This is a genomic window from Temperatibacter marinus (assembly GCF_031598375.1).
Classification (GTDB): domain Bacteria; phylum Pseudomonadota; class Alphaproteobacteria; order Sphingomonadales; family Kordiimonadaceae; genus Temperatibacter; species Temperatibacter marinus.
This window is the reverse complement of sequence record NZ_CP123872.1, coordinates 2,534,286-2,558,133: the sequence shown is the minus strand read 5'-3', so window position 1 is coordinate 2,558,133 and position 23,848 is coordinate 2,534,286. Positions and strand designations below refer to the sequence as shown.

The 23,848-nt window shown below is 42.1% G+C and carries 21 protein-coding genes; 6 read left to right on the top strand and 15 right to left on the bottom strand.

Translation table 11 applies throughout. From position 1 onward, the window contains the following. Positions 1–11: 11 nt before the first annotated feature. On the top strand, positions 12–1,382 hold the full coding sequence (gene trmFO / locus QGN29_RS11470; RefSeq protein WP_310798004.1) for a methylenetetrahydrofolate--tRNA-(uracil(54)-C(5))-methyltransferase (FADH(2)-oxidizing) TrmFO: 1,371 nt from the start codon (positions 12–14) through the stop codon (positions 1,380–1,382). A gap of 11 nt (positions 1,383–1,393) precedes the next feature. Further along, the gene (locus tag QGN29_RS11465) at positions 1,394–2,797 is read left to right on the top strand and encodes a M20/M25/M40 family metallo-hydrolase (RefSeq protein ID WP_310798003.1); all 1,404 of its coding nucleotides are present in this window, start codon (positions 1,394–1,396) and stop codon (positions 2,795–2,797) included. Positions 2,798–2,877: 80 nt separating this feature from the next. Here the strand turns inward: QGN29_RS11465 and QGN29_RS11460 are convergent, their stop codons facing one another. The 6 genes from QGN29_RS11460 to QGN29_RS11435 form a co-directional block, all read right to left on the bottom strand. Then, a complete protein-coding gene (locus QGN29_RS11460; protein WP_310798002.1) occupies positions 2,878–3,375 on the bottom strand; it encodes a tetratricopeptide repeat protein in 498 nt (165 codons plus the stop codon). A gap of 71 nt (positions 3,376–3,446) precedes the next feature. After that, entirely contained in the window at positions 3,447–4,754 is a 1,308-nt protein-coding gene (locus QGN29_RS11455; protein WP_310798001.1) for an RsmB/NOP family class I SAM-dependent RNA methyltransferase, read from the bottom strand. 1 nt (position 4,755) lies between these two features. Beyond that, positions 4,756–6,228, bottom strand: coding sequence for an IMP dehydrogenase (gene guaB / locus QGN29_RS11450; protein ID WP_310798000.1), 1,473 nt, complete (start codon positions 6,226–6,228; stop codon positions 4,756–4,758). A gap of 174 nt (positions 6,229–6,402) precedes the next feature. Beyond that, positions 6,403–7,182 (bottom strand): phytanoyl-CoA dioxygenase family protein, encoded by a 780-nt coding sequence (locus QGN29_RS11445; RefSeq protein ID WP_310797999.1) that lies wholly within the window; start codon positions 7,180–7,182, stop codon positions 6,403–6,405. Then, positions 7,182–7,946, bottom strand: a complete 765-nt coding sequence (locus tag QGN29_RS11440; RefSeq protein WP_310797998.1) for an RlmE family RNA methyltransferase — start codon at positions 7,944–7,946, stop codon at positions 7,182–7,184. The genes QGN29_RS11445 and QGN29_RS11440 overlap by 1 nt, the downstream gene beginning before the upstream one ends. After that, positions 7,939–9,249 (bottom strand): Ppx/GppA phosphatase family protein, encoded by a 1,311-nt coding sequence (locus QGN29_RS11435; RefSeq protein WP_310797997.1) that lies wholly within the window; start codon positions 9,247–9,249, stop codon positions 7,939–7,941. The genes QGN29_RS11440 and QGN29_RS11435 overlap by 8 nt, the downstream gene beginning before the upstream one ends. A gap of 188 nt (positions 9,250–9,437) precedes the next feature. On the opposite strand from QGN29_RS11435, the gene QGN29_RS11430 reads away from it, so the two are divergent. Beyond that, positions 9,438–9,620, top strand: coding sequence for a hypothetical protein (locus tag QGN29_RS11430; protein ID WP_310797996.1), 183 nt, complete (start codon positions 9,438–9,440; stop codon positions 9,618–9,620). A gap of 81 nt (positions 9,621–9,701) precedes the next feature. On the opposite strand, the gene QGN29_RS11425 is transcribed toward QGN29_RS11430, so the two are convergent. From QGN29_RS11425 to QGN29_RS11415, 3 genes are all read right to left on the bottom strand, one after another. Next, on the bottom strand, positions 9,702–10,439 hold the full coding sequence (locus QGN29_RS11425; RefSeq protein ID WP_310797995.1) for an SPOR domain-containing protein: 738 nt from the start codon (positions 10,437–10,439) through the stop codon (positions 9,702–9,704). Between the two features lie 152 nt (positions 10,440–10,591). Beyond that, positions 10,592–11,350: a CDP-diacylglycerol--serine O-phosphatidyltransferase gene (pssA, locus tag QGN29_RS11420; protein ID WP_310797994.1), complete on the bottom strand. Its 759-nt coding sequence runs from the start codon at positions 11,348–11,350 to the stop codon at positions 10,592–10,594. 19 nt (positions 11,351–11,369) lie between these two features. Then, the gene (locus QGN29_RS11415) at positions 11,370–12,038 is read right to left on the bottom strand and encodes a phosphatidylserine decarboxylase (RefSeq protein ID WP_375164707.1); all 669 of its coding nucleotides are present in this window, start codon (positions 12,036–12,038) and stop codon (positions 11,370–11,372) included. Between the two features lie 211 nt (positions 12,039–12,249). Here QGN29_RS11415 and QGN29_RS11410 point away from each other — a divergent pair, with 211 nt between their 5' ends. Next, the gene (locus tag QGN29_RS11410) at positions 12,250–12,663 is read left to right on the top strand and encodes a hypothetical protein (protein WP_310797992.1); all 414 of its coding nucleotides are present in this window, start codon (positions 12,250–12,252) and stop codon (positions 12,661–12,663) included. 13 nt (positions 12,664–12,676) lie between these two features. Here QGN29_RS11410 and QGN29_RS11405 read toward each other — a convergent pair whose 3' ends face one another. Further along, positions 12,677–13,678 (bottom strand): LysM peptidoglycan-binding domain-containing protein, encoded by a 1,002-nt coding sequence (locus QGN29_RS11405; protein WP_310797991.1) that lies wholly within the window; start codon positions 13,676–13,678, stop codon positions 12,677–12,679. A 240-nt stretch (positions 13,679–13,918) separates the two neighbouring features. Between QGN29_RS11405 and QGN29_RS11400 the strand changes: the two genes are divergently transcribed. Both QGN29_RS11400 and QGN29_RS11395 read left to right on the top strand, forming a co-directional pair. Then, a complete protein-coding gene (locus tag QGN29_RS11400) occupies positions 13,919–14,512 on the top strand; it encodes an LOG family protein (protein WP_310797990.1) in 594 nt (197 codons plus the stop codon). A gap of 189 nt (positions 14,513–14,701) precedes the next feature. Then, a complete protein-coding gene (locus QGN29_RS11395) occupies positions 14,702–15,925 on the top strand; it encodes an NADP-dependent isocitrate dehydrogenase (RefSeq protein WP_310797989.1) in 1,224 nt (407 codons plus the stop codon). A 67-nt stretch (positions 15,926–15,992) separates the two neighbouring features. Here the strand turns inward: QGN29_RS11395 and QGN29_RS11390 are convergent, their stop codons facing one another. From QGN29_RS11390 to QGN29_RS11370, 5 genes are all read right to left on the bottom strand, one after another. Further along, positions 15,993–16,550, bottom strand: coding sequence for a DNA-3-methyladenine glycosylase I (locus QGN29_RS11390; RefSeq protein ID WP_310797988.1), 558 nt, complete (start codon positions 16,548–16,550; stop codon positions 15,993–15,995). A 17-nt stretch (positions 16,551–16,567) separates the two neighbouring features. After that, positions 16,568–17,416: an alpha/beta hydrolase gene (locus QGN29_RS11385; RefSeq protein ID WP_310797987.1), complete on the bottom strand. Its 849-nt coding sequence runs from the start codon at positions 17,414–17,416 to the stop codon at positions 16,568–16,570. A 15-nt stretch (positions 17,417–17,431) separates the two neighbouring features. Then, positions 17,432–20,080: an alanine--tRNA ligase gene (gene alaS / locus QGN29_RS11380; RefSeq protein WP_375164706.1), complete on the bottom strand. Its 2,649-nt coding sequence runs from the start codon at positions 20,078–20,080 to the stop codon at positions 17,432–17,434. 181 nt (positions 20,081–20,261) lie between these two features. Beyond that, entirely contained in the window at positions 20,262–21,329 is a 1,068-nt protein-coding gene (gene recA / locus QGN29_RS11375) for a recombinase RecA (protein ID WP_310797985.1), read from the bottom strand. Positions 21,330–21,455: 126 nt separating this feature from the next. Then, positions 21,456–23,840, bottom strand: coding sequence for an ATP-binding protein (locus QGN29_RS11370; RefSeq protein ID WP_310797984.1), 2,385 nt, complete (start codon positions 23,838–23,840; stop codon positions 21,456–21,458). Positions 23,841–23,848 lie beyond the last annotated feature (8 nt).

Here is a 23,848-nt window from a genome sequence, read left to right as displayed (position 1 = left end):
GAGAGTATATAATGAGCGATATTAAAGAAATTCACGTTGTAGGCGGTGGCCTCGCTGGGTCAGAGGCAGCCTGGCAAATTGCCAATCAGGGTATTCCGGTTGTCTTACATGAAATGCGGGGTGTAAAAAAAACCGATGCTCATATAACAGAAGGGCTTGCAGAATTAGTTTGTTCCAATAGTTTCCGTTCTGATGATCATGAAAACAATGCTGTGGGGCTGTTACATTATGAAATGCGAGCGTTAAACAGTCTCATTATGGATGCAGCAGAAAGAAACCGGATCCCTGCAGGGTCTGCGCTCGCAGTAGCCCGCGAAGCATTTTCTGAAGATGTACAAAAAAGCCTTGAGGATCATCCCCTTATTACCATTTGCCGTGAAGAGATTGAACATCTCCCGTCTGCTGAGGAATGGGATAATGTGATCATTGCCACAGGTCCCCTGACCTCTGATGCTCTCTCTCAGTCTATTTTGAAAGCGACGGGAGAAGACAAATTGGCTTTCTTCGATGCCATTGCCCCAATCATCTATAAAGAAACCATCGATTTTGAAAAAGCTTGGTTTCAAAGTCGCTATGATAAGGGAGACGGAAAAGATTATATTAATCTCCCACTGAATGAAGCCCAGTATGATGCTTTAATTGCTGACCTGACGGATAGTGAAAAAGCGGATTATAAAGAATGGGAGAAAGACACCCCCTATTTTGATGGATGTATGCCAGTAGAGGTCATGGCAGAGCGCGGTCATGAAACATTAAGATTTGGTCCAATGAAACCTGTTGGCCTTACTAATCCTCATAGTGAGGATCAACCGCACGCCGTTGTTCAGCTTAGACAGGATAATGCTCTTGGAACGCTCTATAACATTGTAGGCTTTCAAACAAAAATGAAATGGGGCGCGCAGAAAGAAGTCTTTAGAAAAATCCCAGGCCTAGAAAAGGCTGAATTTGCTAGACTCGGTGGACTGCATCGAAATACTTTTATCAATAGTCCAAAGCTTTTAGACGCGACTCTGAAACTAAAGTCGAAAGAGTCAATTAGGTTTGCTGGGCAAATTACGGGAGTTGAAGGCTATGTTGAAAGTGCTGCTATGGGACTTCTTGCGGGTCGGTTTGCAGCAGCTGAAAGAAATTCAAAGACACTTTCTATTCCGCCTATAGAAACTGCCTTTGGCGCTCTAATGCATCATATTACTGGTGGGGCCGATGCTAAAACATTCCAACCTATGAATATTAATTTTGGCCTAATGCCCGATATTATTGGCAAAAATCCAGAAACTGGGCGTAAATATAAAAAAGCGGAACGGAAAGTCGCCAAGACAGTAAGAGCAAAAGAAGCTCTAATGAAATGGCTCCAAGATAATGATTTAACACAGATCCACTAGAGGGGACACTAATGCGGATTTTTATAACATCACTTTTACTACTTGTATCGCCGACAATTATTTTAGCGAATGATCAACTGATCCCGGTGAGTGAAAAGACAAAGAAAACAGCAGCACTGCTCAGAGATTCTGCATTAAAAAACAACAGTGCCTATGAAATTCTTTCATCATTAACGACAGAAGTAGGTGCCCGTCATCCGGGAACACCTGGTGAGAAAAACGGCATTGATTGGGGTGTTCGTACATTTAAGAAGCTAGGTTTTGATAAAGTTTGGACAGAAGATGTTCAGATGAATGGTTGGGTAAGAGTTTCTGAAACAGCAGAAGTCATGGCCCCCTATTATCAAAAACTTGTTATTTCTGCTCTTGGTCGCTCTTCGTCAACGCCTGAGGGAGGACTGAAAGGTGACATCGTCGAATTTGAAACATATGCAGACCTGGATAAAGCAGCGCAAGGCAGTCTTCAAGGAAAGATAGCCTTTATTAGCAATCGTATGGAGCGAAAAATCGATGGTGCAGGCTATGGGCCAGCAAACATTGCCCGAACAAAAGGATATATGGCAGCCGCAAAAGCAGGTGCTTCTGCCTTATTAATTCGCTCAATTGGCACCGATGACCACCGGAATCCCCATACAGGCGGCACCAATATCTTTAAAGGGGTCACTTCAATTCCTGTTGCAGCGTTATCAAACCCTGATGCAGATCAACTTGAACGATTGTTTGCCCTTGGGCATACCCCAAAAGTTAAGTTAAACATCAAAACGAAAGATTTGGGTCCAATTGTCACGAAAAATGTAATTGGTGAAATCACAGGCCGTGAGAAGCCAAATGAAATTGTTGTCATTGGCGGTCACTTAGACAGCTGGGATCTTGGTACAGGCGCCGTGGATGATGGTGCAGGTGTTGCCATTACAATGGCTGCCGCTAACTTTATTAAAAATACAGTCAAAGAGCGGCCTCGTCGGACTATTCGTGTGATCTTATGGGGAGCAGAAGAGCTTGGATTGATAGGAGCGCGGGCCTATGCGAAGGCTCGTCAAGAGGATGGGACCTTAAAGGACCATATTATCGGCTCTGAATCAGATTTCGGCGCTGGTCCAGTCTACGGTCTTAAATCATCTGAGCATGTGGCCCCGAAAGCCATTCATGTCATTGATACAATGGCTGGCCTCATGGGGCCGCTGGGTGTTACACGTCGCTCAGGAGGGACTATGGGAGGACCAGATATGATCCCCCTTCACGCTTTGGGTATTCCTTCTGTAGGCCTCATGCAAAATGGAGAAGATTATTTTGATCTTCATCATACACCAGATGATACACTCGATAAGGTTGACCCTAAAATGATGCGTCAAAATATGGCTGTATGGACTGTTTTTGCCTATATTGCAGCTGAATGGCCTGGTACGTTCAAATAAATATATCTGCATAATTAAACAAAAAAGCCCCGGATATTCTCCGGGGCTTTTATACAATTAAAACTTCAGATATATGTGTCTTATTGTTTTTCAGTTTCTTCTGACTTTTCAATCTCTGCTGTCAGTTCAGCTGTTTTCTTTTCTTTATAGGCAGTAATAGCTTGCTGCACAAAAGACAATTCTTCACAGGTCCCTTTACAGATTGCGTGTAATTTCTCGCGTGTGATCTCTGCCTTTGTGACCAATTCTTTTTTAAGAAAAGCGAGTGCCTGATTTTTGAGTGCATGCTTAGACGCAGGGTCAACATAGAGTGCATTTCTATAGTATTTCAACCCTTTGCCCACATGGCCCTGAGCTTCGTGAATTTCACCTAGGGCAACCAGGATAGAAGCATTCTGAGGATCAGCGACAAGCGCTTTCTCCAATGCAAATTGTGCCTCGGTTAGTTTTCCATTAGCTTTTAAGCTTTTAGCTTCAAGAATAAATTTTGAGGAGATTGATTGTAATTTTTTATCCGTGGCCAGTGCGGGGCTCGCAATCATCGATGCTACGATAATAGAAACAACAGTTAACTTCATTATACAGTCTCCTTACAAACTCATCATTAAACTAATGCGATCACAGATATTTGTCCAATCACAAATAAAGATCAGGCAAGACGCTGCAGGATCGAAATATAGAACCCATCTGTGCCATGAGAGTTTGGCGACAATAAGATATCATCCTCATTCAAACTATATGGGCATTTTAAATCAATTGACGGTTCAATTTCATTCAGTCGATCGCGTGCATCAATTCTAGTGAAATCAGTATTTTTTGCTAGGAATTGGTCAACAATATCTTCATTTTCTTGGGGTAAAAGGCTGCACGTCATATAGAAGAGATATCCCCCAGGTCTGACAAGCTGTGACCCTTCTTTAAGTAAACCGGTTTGTTGAGCAGTCAGACGATTCAGATCTTCTGCTTCCATGCGTACTCTCAAATCTGGGTTACGACGCCATGTCCCTGTTCCACTGCAAGGCACATCAACAATCACTTGATCAGCTTTTTCAACATAAGGCGTTAATTTGCTCCCCCGGCGAGTGCCCGTATAGGGCAGCTTTATAGCATGGATATTGACCCCTGCTCTTTCCGCCCTTTTATTGAGATCATTTAAGCGTCTGTTATCGATGTCAAAAGCAATGAAGTTTGCTTTCTTTGGACCAATAGCTGCTGCCAAAAGAGATTTTCCACCAGCGCCAGCACAGAGATCTATAACAGTGTCTTCTTCTTGAGCGTCTATGAGCATGGACGCTATCTGTGCAGCTTCATCCTGAACTTCAATCACACCTGTTTTATATAGGTCTAAATTTCCAAGAGGTGTTTTTTCTTCAAAAATAAAGCCATAGGGAGAATATTCTGTTCTTTTAAGGCGGATGCCTTGGCCTACAAGTTTTCCAAAAATTTGGTGACGATCACCTTTCAATGGATTCACACGAACAGAGAGCATTGCAGGGACATTTAGTGCTTCAATTTCTGTCTTAAAGTCGTCGCCAAAACGCTTTTTAAAGGCTGTGGCATAGACTTCTGGACAATTCAAAGTGATATGCTCATCTTTGTCTTTTCCAGAATTATCTTCTAACGCCTTTTTCTCTTCAGCAGTCAGATTTTGAGGAGCATAATCACTCTCAATGTTAAAAAGGTCCAACGATTCAGTGTCTGTCTCATAATAATAAGACAGAACCAACTGTCGCCCAGTGAGGGCCTCACGGTCCCATTGGTGAGCAAGTGACGCAAAGTTTCTTAATATGGCATAAAAAGAACCTGTGATCGCGCGCCTGTCTTTAGACCCTGCATAGCGCCTAGCGCGGAAGAAATTACTCACAAGGATATCTGCTGGTTGTCGGCTCATCTTTAAAGATGTCAACCATTCATCAAGCAATTCTATCGTTGCTGCAATGCGTGCTTCGGGCCTCATTTTATTTACCCGCCGGATAGTTAGGGGATTCCCGTGTGATGGTCACATCGTGGACATGGCTTTCTTTGAGCCCAGAGTTTGTGATGCGAACGAATTCAGCTTTTTCCCACATTTCAGGAATAGTCTGGCAGCCCGTATAGCCCATACCAGCACGAAGACCACCGACAAGTTGATGAACCATTGTTCCAGCAGGCCCTTTGTAAGGAACTTGACCTTCGATACCTTCTGGCACAAGTTTGAGTGTATCTTTGATTTCGCCTTGGAAATATCGATCTGCAGAGCCTTGAGCCATGGCACCAACAGAGCCCATACCGCGATAAGCTTTATAGGAGCGGCCTTGGTATAAATATGTTTCCCCAGGGGCTTCCTCTGTACCAGCTAGGAGCGAACCAACCATACAAGCACTCGCTCCAGCCGCCATAGCTTTAGCAATATCACCCGATGTACGAAGGCCGCCATCCGCAATGACAGGAATATTTGATTTAATGGCCACTTCAGAAACATCAGAAACAGCTGTTAATTGAGGAACGCCCACTCCAGCGACAACACGTGTTGTACAGATAGATCCCGGGCCAATACCGACTTTGAGACAATCAGCTCCAGCCCCAATAAGAGCTTCGGCGGCGGCAGCCGTTGCTATATTACCTGCCACCACTTGTACATGGGAAAATTCCTTCTTAATGCGTTCAACCTGAGACACAACATGACTTGAATGTCCATGCGCTGTGTCTAAAACGAGCAGATCGACCTCCGCATCAATTAATGCAAGTGCCCGCTCATAGCCTTTGTCCCCTACTGTCGAGGCGGCAGCTACTCTTAAGCGACCTTGCGTATCTTTAGCAGCGTTTGGATGTGCAACTGCTTTTTCCATATCTTTGACAGTGACGAGGCCAACACAATGATAGTTATCATTCACAACAATTAATTTTTCTATCCGATGTGTGTGGAAAAGCTTTTTGGCTTCTTCAGAAGAAACGCCTTCTTTGACTGTAATAACATCGCGGGTCATCAATTCTGATATGGGTGTCGCCATCTGGCTTGCAAATCTCACATCTCTGTGTGTTACAATGCCGACCAACTTACTCGGTATATTTCCGTCCACTCGTTCTACCACTGGTATGCCTGAAATTTTATGGCGCTTCATTAAATCAAGAGCATCAGCCAAGGTCTGGTCTGGGTACATCGTTACAGGATTAACCACCATACCAGATTCATATTTTTTAACTTGGCGTACCATTGTCGCTTGTTCTTCGTCAGTCATATTGCGGTGAATAACACCGATACCACCATCACGAGCCATACCAATAGCCATTTTAGCTTCTGTAACAGTATCCATGGCTGCAGACAGAAGAGGAATATTTAATTGAATAGATTGAGTAAGTTGTGTTCTCACATCCACTTGAGCTGGCATCACATCAGAAGCAGCAGGGACAAGAAGAACATCATCAAAAGTAAGACCAAGTCGTATATTCATTTGCGAACACCTATCGGTAGTTGGGACTTTATAAGTCGCTTTAACCTAACCAGAAATCTGGCCCCATGCCCATGCATAGGTAACACTTTCCGATAATAATCGGGGAAAAGATGTTCGCCCTCATGTACTCTGAACTTATACTAAAGGCAATGGAAAAGTATCATGAGAGCCAATTTATTTCTGCTCTTGCAGGGAATAGCTATTTATCAGCATGTCAGGGGCTTCAAACTTCGTAAGGTTCGCTTTTTTGGGGAGGCAATTATTTTGTAGAAAATTTGACACATCCGGTGACCAATCACTATAGAGTAGATCAAGAGATAGACGATCATCGCCGTATAGGCCTCTATGGATCATAAATGCAGAAAATATAAGCAGATCACCCCTTTTTAATTCTATGACTTGGCCCGTTTTTAACGGTTCATGTGAAAGGTGCCCTTCTTGTTCTAATCTTACTTTCATTTCTTCTGGTGTATCCCACCTTGTATGAGAACCCGGAACAAGTTCGATACCTCTCTCATCTCGCATGGCAAATCTAAAATGTAGGGGATTATATGCACCCAGGATGCTTTTCTGATCTTGAAGAGAAAGTTCACCATATTGAATATCACGGTGCCAATAATTGTTTTGTTTTTCATCATAAGGATCAAAGAATAATTGAGTGCCCAGAAAATAAGCTTCATAACCAAGAAGCTCTTGTACCATTGCAGTCACTTTTTCTTGACAAATAAAAGAGAATAATCGGTCTTTTTCTTTTTCGGTAAGATAATCAAAACCTGTTAGATTATAGCTATTTATAGCTTTATCTTCATAAAATATTCTGTTGTCATCACACCAATTTGAGTGATGTGTAATGAGAAGCGGCAAAACCTGCTTAATCTCAGAACTGTCCAAAAAACCTTTTAGGTGAAGGTATCCATTACGGAGATAGCTTTGCTTGTTCAGACAAGCCTTCACTACTTTGGATCTTTCCTGCCCTTAAACCCCTGAGCGACAACAAACCATTCCGTGGATCCTTGACGACTGCTTGGGGGTTTAAAATGCCTCACCTTATGAAAATGTTGATTAAGTTTGTCTACGACGACCTTGTCAGACCCCCCTTGTAGAATTTTAGCTGCAAAATGACCGTCCTTCACCAAAACTTTTATTGCAAAATCAAGAGCTGCTTCGGCAAGCGCGATGGTTTTCAAGTGATCTGTTTGCTTGTGACCTGTACTCGCATTTGCCATATCTGAAAGAACAACATCCGCGGGGCCTTCTAGCTCAGCCATAAGTTCATGTTCAGCATCTGGATCCATAAAATCCTTCACCCACATTTTTGCCCCTTGAATTGGTTCAACTTCTTGTAAATCAATGCCAATAATCTGAGCCTTCCCGGCAAGCTTTTCACATATATACTGTGTCCAGCCTCCTGGAGCACAACCCAAGTCTACAATCCGGCGAGCCCCTGATAAAATATCATATTTATCATCGATTTCTTTCAATTTAAAAGCCGCGCGAGAGCGATAGCCTAGCCGGTTTGCTTCAGCTACATAGGGATCGTTTAATTGACGCTGTAACCATCGCTGAGATGAAGTTGTCCGTCCCCTTGCTGTCTTCACACGTACCTTATTCTCACCGCGCGCACGGCTTCTCGTATCCCCAAGCGCACTAGATTCTGTTTGAGATGAAACACGTGTTCTCTCATTTCCTTGACGGCTGCTCCAACTTTTTTTAGTCATGTTTTGTCTCACTCTGAGAAGAGGCTGAACCTTTTCTATGCTTTTTCTTTCGGTAGCTGCGATCCTTTGAAGAGTCACCACTTCTATTAGCATTATTTCTATTCTGTCGCCATTGTGGATTTGGCGCTTGATCTCGCTGCATGAGATTTCTCAAGATGCCCTCTCTAATGCCGCGGTCTGCAACACGAAGACTATTAACAGGCCACATGCCAAGTACCGCTTCAATGATAGCACAGCCCGCGACAACAAGATCTGCTCTTTCTTCACCAATGCAAGGTTGTGCAGATCGTTCGGCGTAGGTCATCGCCGCCACTTCATTAGAGAGCCTTCTAATATCACGAGCTTGCATCCATGCTCCGTCTACTTTGCTGCGATCGTATCTTGCTAAATTCATATGTAAACTTGCTAATGTCGTCACTGTACCGCTAGTGCCCAGAAATTGAACTTTACTCCGCTTCACGATATCTCTGATTTTATACGCTTCTTCAAAGGCTAAAATATGATCATAGACAACATTGACCATACTTCGATAATCTTCGGCAGAAATATCCCCAGCTTCCGTTCCATATTTCTCAGAGAGGTTAACAACCCCCCAAGGGACAGATGTCCAGCCTTTTATCTCTGTTTTATTGTTCCGGCTGATGCTTACCCATATCAGTTCTGTACTGCCTCCGCCGATATCAAATACCAAGGCATGGCGGTTGCCACGTGAAATTAAGGATTGGCACCCCATCACTGCCAGACGAGCCTCGTCTGCTGCACTGATGACATCGATATTAATACCTGTTTCCTGCTTAACACGTTTGATAAATTCGTCACTATTTTTGGCGACACGACAGGCCTCTGTGGCCACATGATGCATCGTTGTAACACCGCGACGAGCAAGTTTCTCAGCACATATTTTTAACGCGTCAATGGTCCGATCCATTGCAGCCTCTGACAGCATTCCTGAAGATTCTAATCCCTCCCCTAATCGAACAATTCTGGAGAAGGCATCTATTACTCTGAATCCATTCGCTGTTGGTTTTGCAATTAAGAGACGACAATTATTTGTACCAAGGTCAATGGCGGAATAAATGGCTTTTCTGCTATTCCCAAACTGATCTTTACGAGTTTGAATGCCTTTGAAACCGTTATTTCTACGTCTATGTTTGGAATTAGAGCTTTTTTGCCCAGAAGTATTGCGCCTTTTTGACGAAGCAGATTTCCCTAGATTAGAATCTAATTGGCTTTCGTTACTGGACCTTCCATCAGAGGTCTTGGCTTTGGATGCGCGTGTGTCACCCTTGGTGTTAGCTGACATAATTTACCACTATCTTTTTAATCGCAGTCCACAAACGTGCTGCTCACTTAATTCGAGTAGTACATTATTTTATTGTTTAAGAAAACAAATAGTTGGAATTTCACTATGTTCTCATAATGTTCTTGACAGAAAGGCTGATTTATAATAGAACATAGAAAGAACATAAGGTGATCATAAGGAGATAGTAAATGACTTTCGCACATATAATAGCATTATCAATCTTTTTGGTAATTGGTGCCGTTGCCATTTACGCCATCTTTCAAACTCTTAAATCATTTGTGACATTCCCGCGCTTTCCAAAGGTTGTTGCTCTATCGGAATTAGAATTAAGATCACTCCTACCTGTACAGTCTTCTATCACCCGTCATTAGGATTTTCCTTATAAAGGCAAAAACACCTCAGGCAACCTCAGGTGTTTTCTTGTTAGGCTCTTCAAATGTCATCCTATGCTGCTAGATAGCTTTCCCTTGATATTTAGCAACACTACATGCAGGCTCTCCCTTTGCTTTTAAACTGTTACACAAAGCATTTGCATCTGAGCTGGAGGCAAATGGACCAACCATAAGGTTAATAAGTTTTCCTATTGTTGGGTCTTCAATTGTTGATGTAATGGGCGTAAGACCAGACAATTCATTAGAATATCGTGATTTAAGCTTATCCCAAGCAGCTTTTACTTGAGCTTCGCTTCTATAATTACCAATCCGTGCAGCAAATTGATTGCCGTCCCCTATCATTTGAGGTGTCGCATTCTGCTGTTGACGGCTAGATGATTTACCCAAGAACATTTCAGTTTTTGAAATACGATTTAGAGCTTGATTCATTTTACCATCAAGCACACGAATAGCATTTGAAACACGTCCTAATTCATCGGCGTCTATTGATTGTTGCTTTTGTGTTTCCATTAGACGAGTCATAGTCGCAACTGCTTCGTTTTGAGTTTTAACCTCGCGCATGAGATCGATATAAAGCCCCTCAAGAGCATTTAGGCGATCGGTCATCTCTCGATCTTGATCTTTATTATATGCGATCTCTAATGTATTTCTTTCTGAGGAAGCGCGCGTTTTTACATCACCGCCTTGCCAAAGGTCTTGAGCACCACAAGCTGACAAAAGCAATAAAACACCCGTAATAACGAATAATTTCCCAAGACCGGATACATCCACAATTGAATTCGATGATTTTACAGTCATAACAATTCCTTTTAGCTCAGTTGCTGTTCTTCCTAATTTCACCTCACTAATAAGCAATTTTGGTGCCAAATGATGACTGTACAATCGCACATATCAAAAAAGCCCCCTAGAAAAGGAGGCTTTTGATTAACTACACATGGATTATTTAGAGGCTAAGAATTTCGTGCTTTGACAATTTTCCTATATTTTACAATACACACAGGAAGAAATGCATAGTAAATTACCCCAATTGCAAAGAGTGCAGGCCATGGATAAACAAAAAGCGTTCCAATCAGCACTACAATAAAGAGCATGGTTGGAATGAAAGCATCTTTAGCTATTTTTAGGCCTTTTAGCGACGGTGTAGGCAAAGATGACACCATTAAGAGGGTAACAAAAACAACATAGACTGCTACGATGTAAGGCGAGCTTTGAGCAAAGTCTGTCATTAAGATAAAATCAACAAGCATGGGCATGGCCAACAAGCCAGCCCCCATGGGAGCAGGAACCCCTGTCAGGAACCCCATCTTTTTCTTTGGTTCATCGTCCTCATCTATATGCGCATTAAAGCGTGCCAGTCTCAAAGCCATGCCAGCTGCATAGACCAAAGCAATTGCCCATCCAAGCTTATCAAGGGACTGAAGGGTCCATAAGTAAAGAACCACAGCCGGCGACACCCCAAAAGAGACAATATCAGAGAGACTATCAAGTTCAGCCCCAAAGCGGGATGTACTTTTAAGTAATCTGGCTACTGTGCCATCTAAGCCATCAAAAATACCGGCTAGGAATATTGCAGCGATTGCCATTTCCCACTGCCCTGCAAGGGCAAATCGGATAGACGTAATGCCTAGGCAAAAGGCCATAAGTGTAACAACACTAGGGGCAATTGCGCGCATGGAAATATTCTTTAAAAGTTTAGGTTTTGCCGTCATAAATAGAGCTCAAATTCCCTTAGGACTGAATTGCAGCGATAACAGTTTCCCCGCCAACCATAGTCTGGCCAATTTCAACGAGAGGTGCGTATTTTTTATCTAAATAGATATCATTACGGCTTCCAAATCGTATCAGTCCAAAACGGTCGCCCCGCTCGACTTTATCCCCGTCTTCTAAATCACAAAGAATACGACGTGCAACTAAACCTGCCACCTGATTAAAGACGATTGTCGCTCCATCTTCAGTTTCCATGCTTACGACAACACGCTCATTAATTTCACTGGCTTCAGGTACAGCTGCATCTAAATAGTGGCCATTGATATGAACAACCTTCTTAATTGTTCCTGCAGCTGGCACTCTGTTAACATGAACATTAAAGACAGACAGAAAAACTGAGATTCGCATCATTGGCTCGTCACCAAGATCAAGTTCCTTTGGTGGAATGGCTTCAGTTATTGCACAAACAGTCCCATCTGCCGGGCTTACTAGGATGCCCTCTTGTTTGGGAACGACACGATTTGGGTCACGGAAAAAATAGACACACCAAAGGGTCAGAATTAGTCCAATCCAACCAAGGGTAGGACCAACGAGGAAAAGTAAAGCGGATACAGCAGCAAATATGGCGATCCAACGATGCCCTTCTTGGTGAATAGGAGTCATGACAACTTCATAAGACTTCATAGGTATACTCTCTTTATTTGTCTTATCCCCAACACAAAAAACTTGATGTGGGGCATATGCCCCTCTTTTACGGTAAAATATCTCTAACCACCATAAAAAATTACAGTTTTCGAAATTTTATTGGGGTATGAGGCTTTTCTATTTGTATGATTTGTTTAAAGACGCTAAGAAATTAAGGACGACTGCGCATTAATTTGTATAAGAGTTGAGGATCAAAGTGCCTTCACAGCTACATAAATCTGTAGATAAAATAATATCTCACTTAGAAATGATCGAATCTCAGGATTTGGATCGCCTAGATTTCTCGTGGAAAGGCATTCCGTTTACGGCTTATGTGGAAAATGGGAAAGCCTCTACAGAAATTACGCTGACGGGCACTTTAGGGCGTATTTATTACACAGCTGAAAATGCAGCAAAGCGCAAATCCGCACTTTCACAGTATTATATGAGCCGTAGAAGCAAACACCGCCCCTATAATTTGGTTAATAAGCATGAGATTCATTTTAAAGAGAAAACAATCTCAAGAAATAAGCTTGATCACGTAGGAGTTATTTCTGCAGTGACATATATCTTACTAGCACTTGAGAATGGCTTATTGGAGTTTTCATCAAACTTGAAGTCAATCAATTAACTAACTGATTTAGTTATTTATTTCTATTTGGCAATTCAAATATTTGACCAGGATAAATCAGATCTGGATTGGCAATCTTCTCACTATTTTCTTGAAAAATCATCGTATATTGAACGCCAGATCCATAAAGTTTCCGTGCAATATGCCAAAGTGTATTCCCGGGCTTTACAATAACCCCATTTTTGGCTTGTGATGGGTCAAGCGGAATTCCAGTCTCGAAGGGCTGTTCTATGCGCAGCTTTACATCCCCTTCATTAATGGTCTGATCCACACGTATGACGTGCTGGCCCATTGATAAATTAAAATTAGAGATCTGCAGGGACCACTGACCTTTATCATTCGCTTTTTCATTGCCAAGAAATTTATCATCAAGATAGACACGGACTTCTACTCGCGGTAGAGATTGCCCATTGATAAAGCCTTTACCCCCACCGTATTCAATTGTATCAATTGAGAGAGAATCCCCAACTTCCGAGAAGACAGCACCTCCTGGCTTTTGAAGAACCTTAGAAGGTCCAGTCCCATCCTTTTTTGAAAGAAGAGCGAGAACACCAGACTTTTTATCCTTGAGAAATTTATTTTCTTCCCTTGTCGGCACAGATACAAGCACTTCGTCGTCGGATTTAATGATTGCAGATCCTGGTATTTCAGAAGTAATTGTAAACTTAAGAGCCCCAGGTTTCAAAGGTTCTTGAAGAATGACAACCCAGTCTCCAGTATCTTCTGCTTTCACAGTAGACAGCAATAAGCCATCTCCATAAAGGGATACTAAAGCCCCTGCTTCACTATTTCCAGCAACAACACCTGTGCCTCTCTGTGAAATTCGAACCAAGTCAAAAGTAGGCTTCTTTATAGCAGGAATCGCACTTTCTGAGGGACCTTCAGCAGAGATAGGCTTCTGAACGTTCGGGGTTGAGTGAGGCTGTTCAGGATCACCTGAAAAGAGAAAATAGCCCGCCACAACAACCAGACTTAATCCAGCAGCCAAAGCAACTTTCTTTTGTGTGGAATTCATCGGTGAATTCATAGAGCAACCCAATATCTGTAGTTAAAGACTTTTACCCAAAGAGTCCTTTTACTCTTATAAGCTAGAAAAGGTGTATCTGTCTATAAAAGCTGAACAATTAATAATGAGGCACAGCTTTACACAATAAACACCTCTGTTATCATACTCAGTAAGATCTATTGTAAAACTTTGACAAAACTAGGGCATTTTCATAAATTTACACAGAAAGTGACAATCGAGGACTGTTTGATGGCTCAACATAAAAAAATCAATTCTATATGTGTATACTGTGGCTCAAGAATGGGTGACCACTCCTTCTATGAAAAGACTGCTGTCGACCTAGGGACATGGCTTGGAGAAAACGGCAAAACATTGGTTTACGGTGCTGGAAGTATCGGATTGATGGGCGTTGTAGCGCGCTCGACTATGGCAGCAGGCGGTCCCGTGATTGGGATTATCCCAGAACATCTAAATTCTATTGAGATCACCCAAGCTGGAATGGATGAAACTATCATCACAAAAAATATGCATGAACGTAAAAACCATATGTTTGAAAAAAGTGATGCCTTCATTGTCTTACCTGGCGGTCTTGGATCAATGGATGAATTTTTTGAAATGCTAACGTGGGCACAGCTGCGCTTACACTGTAAGCCCATTTATCTTTTTAACGTGAATGGCTATTGGAATCCTTTACTATCATTTCTTGATCACTTAATAGATGCTGGATTTGCTGATAAACAAAATAAAAATCTATTCACTGTTGTCTCTTCAATAGAAGAATTAGCGCCTCTTATAGAAGCTGGCTATGAAGAAGTCTTTCAGTCAAAAAGTAAATTTATGTAAAGAATTATATCTAAAGGTGCTTTTTTTCACTTTTTGGGCATCTTTCTCCTTTCTTCTTCAGAGTCATTTTGATAGGGTGCGCCCAAATTTCAAAGAATTTAGTTTCCATTAGAAGCTAAAAATCTAACTTTTCATTGGTTGAAGATATATTCAACTCTGGATTAACAGTCTCACTGTATTGAGGGTACTATGGAAAAAATTAAAGTAAAAAATCCTATCGTTGAAATCGACGGTGACGAAATGACACGCATTATCTGGCAATGGATCCGTGAAAGATTAATTCTTCGCTATCTAGATGTAGATCTTAAATATTATGATCTAAGCGTAGAGAAACGGGATGAAACAGATGATCAGATCACTGTGGATGCCGCTGAAGCTATTAAAAAACATGGTGTCGGTGTGAAATGTGCAACAATTACACCTGATGAACAACGTGTTGAAGAATTTGATCTAAAACAAATGTGGCGTTCGCCGAATGGGACCATCCGAAACATTCTCGGTGGTACAGTCTTCCGTGAGCCTATCATTATGCAAAATGTTCCTCGTCTAGTTCCTGGATGGACGTCTCCGATTGTTATTGGTCGTCACGCTTTTGGTGACCAATACCGTGCTACAGACTTTCTAGTTCCTGGCGCTGGTAAATTGACAATGACTTTCACTCCTGAAGATGGCGGCGAGCCAATTGAACGTGAAATCTTTCAATTCCCAGAAGCTGGTGTAGCCATGGGCATGTACAATCTTGATGCATCTATCAGAGACTTTGCTCGGGCTTGTATGAACTATGGCTTAGAGCGTGGCTGGCCTGTCTATCTATCGACAAAAAATACAATCATGAAAGCCTATGATGGTCGTTTCAAAGATTTATTTGAAGAAGTATATGATGCTGAATTTGCAGACAAATTCAAAGCAGCTGGTATTCACTATGAGCACCGCCTTATCGACGATATGGTTGCATGCGCAATGAAATGGTCTGGTAAATTTGTTTGGGCTTGTAAGAACTATGATGGTGACGTTCAAAGTGATACTGTTGCCCAAGGTTTTGGCTCACTCGGTCTTATGACATCTGTGTTGATGACACCAGATGGGAAAACTGTCGAAGCCGAAGCGGCACATGGTACTGTAACGCGTCACTACAGACAACACCAAGAAGGTAAAGAAACATCAACAAATCCGATTGCTTCTATCTTTGCATGGACACGGGGTCTTAAATTCCGCGGTAAAATGGATGAGACACCAGAAGTTGTTGATTTTGCTGAGAAACTTGAACAAGTTTGTGTACAAACTGTTGAAAGTGGTCACATGACAAAAGACTTGGCGCTTCTTATTGGGCCAAACCAATCATGGATGACAACAAGTCAATTCTTCGACAAAGTTGATGAAAACCTACAAAAAGAGCTTGGCTATAACGCCTAACACTCTTCAGATAATTTGAAGAAAGCGGTCTCCTACGAGGCCGCTTTTTTTATAAGCTAATAGCCAGTTACTCAGAAATATCTTTACACATGAAACAGTGGGGTTGATGATCGTTAACTAGACCTGCAGCTTGTAAAAATGAATAACAGGTTGTTGATCCAACAAATTTAAATCCAAGCTTCTTCAATTCTTTACTCATCTTATCACTCAGAGCCGTTTTACTAGGCTGCGTTCCATCTCTCATGGGCGTGCCGTTAACATAAGACCAGACAAGTTTAGAAAAAGACTGTCCATTTGATTGCATGGATAGGATAATTTTAGCATTGTTTATCGTCGATTCTATTTTTTGGCGGTGTCGCACGATTTCAGCATTCAAAAGTAATGCTTCCACCTTGTCTTGACCAAATGAGGCGACTGTTTGAATATCGAAATCTAAGAAAGCTTTTCTATAGCCAGAACGTTTTTTTAAAATGGTCAGCCAGCTTAAACCAGATTGAGCAGATTCGAGTGTGAGTATCTCAAAAAGTTTTTGATCATTATACTCAGGTATCCCCCACTCTTTATCGTGATAGTCATAAAATAGTTCATGACTGTTGGCCCAGTCACATCGCATAATTCTTGTCATGACCCCCTCCGATAAAGTTATAGATCCATTTTCTCTAAAATATCTGCAAATCGATCTCGCCAAGCACTTTCCTTATGCAGACCACCCTGGATCACTTCAAACTTCACCTCAATACCTTCATTTCTTATGGCAGTTGCGATCATCTGTGTCCGATTTATTAATCGACTATCCGCCTCTAGATCACCGATATCCAAGTAGATCAGAGAAGGAGAAGTTGCCCGTGGGAATTTAATCATATTGATAAAATTATCCCCAACAACATCTTCTATCAAAGTTGACGAAAGAGCCATGACTTTACCAAACGTGTCCGCACGTGTTAGCCCACCATAGAGAGAGATTAATCCCCCCATCGAACTGCCCGCTAACACAGTATGTTCTGGGCCTATTTTTGTCCGATAGGTTTCATCGATATCCGGTTTGATGACATCTGCTACATGGTTAAGATACGCTGCCCCCAAACCTCTGTAATTGAATTTCTTTAAAGAGAAGCTCCACGGAGCATATTCTGACATACGTCCAATTCCCGAATTATCAATTCCCACAACAATGGCACCTGAGAATCCAGATTTTTCTAGAGAAAGAAGCGTTTCATCTATGCCCCATTCTCCACCATAGGAAGTAGCATCATCAAATAAATTTTGCCCGTCATGCATATATATTACAGGATACTCTTTATCTGACGTTTCATAATCAGCAGGTAAATAGATCCGAAGAAACCTTGGATCTTCAAAATTGGGAAAGGTCACCTCTTTTGTCACAACCTTTCCCGATATAGAGGGTGGCCTCACGACTTCCTCTTCTGTAATAAACAGAAGGCTAGCAAAATAGATACCGATAATACCAAGTATGAAAGCTACACCGCGCATCGTAACCTACCTCTGTTATGACTTAGTAATCATTGTTTCAATGGCTTCTATAGCTGCTTGAGCCCCTGAGGCATCTGGACCACCAGCTTGAGCCATGTCAGGCCGGCCTCCACCGCCCTTGCCGCCAACAGCTGGCACCGCGGCGCGAATAAGATCAACAGCACTAAAATTACCAACAACATCTTCTGTAACGCCGACAACAAGCGCTGCTTTTCCATCGTTTGTAGCGACATAAGCAATAATACCAGATCCAACGGTAGCTTTCGCTTCATCAACAAGGCCACGAAGATCTTTAGGATTCACACCCTCTAATATTTGACCAAGGAATTTTGTGCCATTAATTTCTTTAATATCTGGTCCCTTTGCGCCGCCTCCGCCTAATGCCAGTTGTTTTTTGGCTTCAGCTAATTCCCGCTCAAGGTTTTTTCTTTCCGTTTGAAGCGCAGCAACACGATCCTTCAGCTCTGCCGGTGACGTTTTGAGTAAAGCTGAAGTTGCACGAACAGTCTGAAGATAGTCATCGTAATATTGACGTGCAGCTTCACCCGTTAAGGCCTCAATCCGACGTACACCAGAAGAAACGGCGCTTTCTGAGACAATAACAAATAGCCCGATATCTCCAAGACGCTTTACATGGGTGCCCCCACACAGTTCCACAGAAAAGGATTGACCATTTAATTCAACCGCGCCCATAGAAACAACACGAACTTCGTCGCCGTATTTTTCACCAAATAAGGCCATAGCTCCGGCGTCTACAGCCTCATCATAAGTCATCAAACTTGTACCTACTGGGCTATTTCCACGAATAATTTCATTAACATCACGCTCAACTGCATTCAATTCCTCTGATTCAATCGCTTTAGGGTGTGCAATATCAAACCTGAGACGGTCTTCAGCCACTAGGGAGCCCTTTTGTGTGACATGATCCCCTAAATGACGCCTAAGCACCTCATGCAGTATGTGAGTGGCCGAGTGATTGGCGCGCAATTTATTACGTCTGTCTTCATTCACCTTCAGCTCAAGTGTCGTCCCTTCACACAGGGTCCCCTTCTCTACGGTCCCTACATGAACATGAAGATCTCCAACAAGTTTTCTGGTGTCTGTAACAGTAATTTCTACTCCATCGCCGATAAGCGTACCAACATCGCCCATTTGACCGCCAGATTCTGCATAAAATGGTGTTTGATTCACCAACACAAGAACCTCATTGTTAGCTGCTGCTTTTTGCACGCGTTCCCCGTCTACTACAAGAGCCTGTACAAAACCTTCAGCCTCAGTAGCGGAATAGCCCAAGAATTCAGTTGCCCCTAACTCATCTTTTAGATCAAACCATAATTTATCAGTCCCTGCGTCCCCAGAACCTGACCAAGCAGCGCGGGCTTTTGCTCTTTGCTCATCCATAGATTTATTAAAGCCGTCAACATCGACGACTCTGTTCTGAGACCGTAATGCATCCTGGGTAAGATCAAGCGGGAAACCATATGTATCATAAAGCTTAAATGCAACATCCCCAGGTAAGGCAGACTCTGTAGATATTTTACTCATCTCTTCATCGAGAAGTTTAAGCCCTTTACCCAGCATAGATTTAAAGCGTGTCTCTTCCAGCTTTAATGTTTCGGTAATCAACGCCTCAGCACGATTAAGGTCTGGATATGCAGCTCCCATCTCTGATACGAGTGCAGGGACAACTTGATGCATGACAAGGTCATTTGCCCCTAGCATATGCGCATGACGCATAGCCCGGCGCATAATTCTTCTGAGAACATAGCCTCGGCCTTCATTCGCAGGTAAAACACCATCAGTAATTAAGAAGCTGCAAGATCTAAGATGGTCAGCGATTACACGGTACGAAGCGATCGTTTCTTCATTGGCTCTCTTGCCAATTGCTGTTTCCGCTGAATCGATGAGACGCTTAAACTGATCTGTTTCATAATTATTATGCGTCCCTTGCATCAAAGCTGAGATCCGCTCGAGTCCCATGCCTGTATCGATAGACGGCTTTGGAAGGTCTATTCTTGTACCATCAGCCATTTGTTCGAATTGCATGAAAACCAAATTCCAAATCTCTACAAAACGATCGCCGTCTTCATCAGGTGTGCCAGGACGGTCTCCCCAGATATGATCGCCGTGATCATAGAAAATCTCGGAACAAGGACCACATGGACCTGTATCGCCCATAGACCAAAAGTTATCATTGGTCGCAATACGGATAATATCGCTATCTGAAAAGCCCCCAATCTTCTTCCAAAGGTCAAAGGCTTGATCGTCTTCATGATAGACAGTCACACAAAGACGTTTTGGGTCTATGCCATATTCCTTGGTGATCAGATTCCATGCATGATAAATGGCTTCTTCTTTGAAATAATCGCCAAAAGAAAAATTACCTAACATTTCGAAAAAGGTATGATGGCGTGCAGTATAGCCTACATTATCCAAATCATTATGTTTACCGCCAGCTCTCACACATTTCTGACTGCTCGTGGCTCTCACATAATCTCGTGTTTCTGCACCAGTGAAAAGGTTTTTAAAGGGCACCATTCCCGCATTGGTAAACAACAAGGTTGGATCATTCATCGGCACTAAGGGGGCAGAAGCAACAATTTCGTGACCATTATCACCGAAATAGTCTAAGAATGTTTTCCTAATATCGTTTGTGCCATTCATCATCAAGGCCTTTCACTACTCAAAATCTAAAGAAATATATAGTATTTAAAGCGTCTTTTAACACCACAAACGCTAGAAAAACAATAGATTATTGTAACAGATTAACTTTATTTCCTATAAAAAAACGCCCAATCCAAGGACAGGGCGTTTTCAAAAGAAATATTATACAAAAAGAAAGCAACTAATCTTCTTTAGCCGTAGAAGGATCCATTAACATGGCTTCATTTACCAACCCCGCATTTTTACGGATTTCACCTTCAATGGTCGCTGAGATTTCACTGTTTTCCTTAAGAAATCTTTTAGCATTCTCGCGGCCCTGTCCAATTCGTTGACTATCATAGCTGTACCAACTCCCAGACTTTTCGACCACACCAGCTTTCACGCCCAGGTCCAGAATTTCACCTGTCTTGGAAATACCTTCCCCGTACATTATATCAAATTCAACTTGTTTGAACGGAGGCGCCACTTTATTTTTGACCACCTTTACTCGTGTTGCATTCCCAACAATATCGTCTTTATCTTTCAACTGACCTGTACGGCGAATATCCAAGCGAACAGAAGCATAAAATTTAAGAGCATTACCGCCTGTAGTGGTTTCTGGCGATCCATACATGACCCCAATTTTCATGCGAATTTGGTTGATGAAAATCACAATACAGTTCGATTTTGATATGGAGCCCGTTAACTTTCTAAGAGCCTGAGACATAAGACGCGCTTGCAGTCCCACATGGGTGTCTCCCATTTCTCCTTCCAATTCTGCCCGCGGTGTGAGCGCTGCAACACTATCCACAACCAAAATATCAATAGCACCGGACCGAACCAATGTATCTGTAATCTCAAGAGCCTGCTCTCCCGTATCCGGTTGAGAGACTAAAAGCTCATTAATATCAACACCAAGCTTCCTCGCATAAACTGGATCAAGTGCATGTTCAGCATCAACAAAAGCCGCAACACCCCCTGCCTTTTGACATTCAGCAACTGCATGAAGAGCTAAAGTCGTTTTACCAGAACTTTCCGGTCCATAAACTTCTATAATACGGCCTTTGGGAAAACCCCCAATACCCATTGCAATATCTAGATTGAGAGAGCCTGTTGAAATAGATTCAATTTCAACATTCGCGCTCTTTTGGCCCAGTTTCATTACTGAGCCTTTACCAAAGGCACGATCAATCTGACCGAGCGCTGCATCAAGTGCTTTAGACTTATCCACGGATGTCCCCTTAACGAGTTGTAATTCTGGCATTGCCATTGTTCGTCCCCTTATTCCATAGGCTATACAATCAATCAATGCTTAGTTTATGTACTATATTTGTTCTCATTGCAAGAGAGAATTCTCATTTTGTTCTAATTCATGTGTAACTAATTGAAATATATATTACTTTATAGTATTTTTAACTTTCTCAGCAAGCTCTACAAGCGAAAATGGCTTGGCGAGGAACTCAAAATCATCCCCTTCAAGATCTCCTCTAAAGACATCCTCTGCATAACCCGAAATAAAGATGACTGGAAGTTTTGGAAAGAGCTTCCTCGATTCTTTATACAGTGTGGGGCCGTCCATATTTGGCATGATGACATCCGTCACAAGAAGATCAATATCCTTGTCTGACGTCTTTAAGATTTCTAAAGCTTCCTCCCCTGTACCGGCCTCAAGCACGACATAGCCCTTATTGGATAAGGCCCGTGTTGCAAACATGCGCACTGGTACTTCATCTTCAACAAGAAGGATGGTCCCCTGCCCGGTTAAGTCCTTTGCTTTGGAAACTTGAGCCACCACGGTATTTTCATTAAGGTCTGTTTTTGAAAGTGATGGCTCGTAAAGTGGAAGGTAGATTTTAAACGTCGTCCCAGACCCCAGCTTACTATCTACAAAGATATAGCCATCTGTTTGTTTTACAATGCCGTACACTGTTGATAATCCAAGCCCAGTCCCTTCTCCAACTCCTTTAGTTGTAAAGAAAGGATCAAACATTTTTTCTTGAACCTCTTCAGAAATACCTGATCCTGTATCCTCGACTTCAATGACAATAAAATCCCGTGAATCGTCCCTTAATAACCGGTCAATGGATTTATCTTTCTCTGAGGCCATTCGTGTCGATAAAATCAATGTACCATTATTATTCATTGCGTCACGGGCATTAACAGCTAGATTAATCATCACTTGCTCTAATTGCCCTTGATCGGCTCTCACCTCAGGTAAATCTCGAGAAAGATTTAACTGAAAATCAATAGTCTCCCCGATTAGGCGGCGGATCAAATGTGATACCTCGGTAAGAACATCTGCAATATTGAGAACCTTTGGTCTTAAGGTTTGCTGGCGGGAAAACGCGAGCAATTGTCGTACTAAATTTGCGGCTCTATTGGCATTTTGTTTAATTTGATTAATGTCTGCAAATGATTGGTCTCCCGGGACGTGGCGCGTCAACAAGAGATCACAAAAGCCAATAATTGCTGTTAGCAGGTTGTTAAAATCATGAGCCACACCCCCTGCCAACTGACCGACTGCCTGCATTTTTTGTGCTTGAACAAATTGAATTTCAAGATTTCTCTCTTGTGATTTATCATAAAAATACAAAACGAGATTTATTGTATTATGCTTTGTGAGTAAGGGGATGATATGGACTTGGCCCTGCAATTGATCTCCGCCATTGAAAACGACATCTGCATATCGCCTTTTCTTTTGGTTTTCACCGCGGAAAGCAGATTGCATCAATTTATAAAGTTTTGGATATGTCTCATCAGTAATCAACTGTTTAATATGTATGGGCGTTGTCTCATCTTCTTTACAGAAACGATGAAAGACTTCTTTAAATTTTTGATTCAATACCGTGACTTCTAAATCACTATTCAAAAAGGCAATGGCAGTCGGAGAAGTGTCAAAGAGCAGGGCTAGATTATCATCATGAAATATTGTATTTTCGGGCGGTTCAATTTTTACGAAAGAAAATCCTTCAAAAGTGAGGATGTTCAAAAATCCATTTTTTACTGTGAAATGACGATAGTCACCCTGAATTCTCTCCCCACTAGAGGAAGAAAGTTCCGACTTTTCCTTATTAAAAGTCACTGACTTGTCAAAGACGTCCGCTGTAAGATTGAAACCCAAAACAGCAAGCCCTTCTTTATCTAAGTACAAGACTCTCCCTTGGTCTTCGATAAAGTGCACGGCATTCATCATAAAAAATTCATCTTCTGAATAAGAGCTGAGTGTGGATCCTGCTTGAGTGACTGGTTGCCACGTCCAAATCTTAATATCTTGGTAGGTCTTCATTCCCACAAGAAAGACCTCAGTGCCCCTAGTGTGAAATTTGGTAAAGTGAGACTCTTTTAGTTGATCAAGCTCAGCAGCCATTTTCTCAAAAAAAGGAAGGGTCTGCAATTCTGAATTCTGTAACCATTCGCCTTGCTCAAACGAGTCATTACTTTCGATAATTGTCATATCTAGATCGGTAATGACGATTGGATCTGAGCATGGTTCAATTAGGTTATATAAAGTTCTGTAGGAGTGTTCTGCTGTTTGGCGCGGTCTTGAATACCCTTTAAAAAAGAGCGAAAATATAAGCCAAATTGTGCCAATGGAAAACATAACCAAAACAAAAAAGAGGCTTTGCGCACTGTCCCTAAATATCCCGTAATGTATCATCGTAAATGCTGCCGTTAAAAGCAACCCAATTGCTGGTTTCAAAATATACGATGCAGCTTCACGCTCCTGAGTGGAATGTACATTCTTCAGTGCTAGTTTCATTTTTGGCATGAGATCTGACATAAATATTC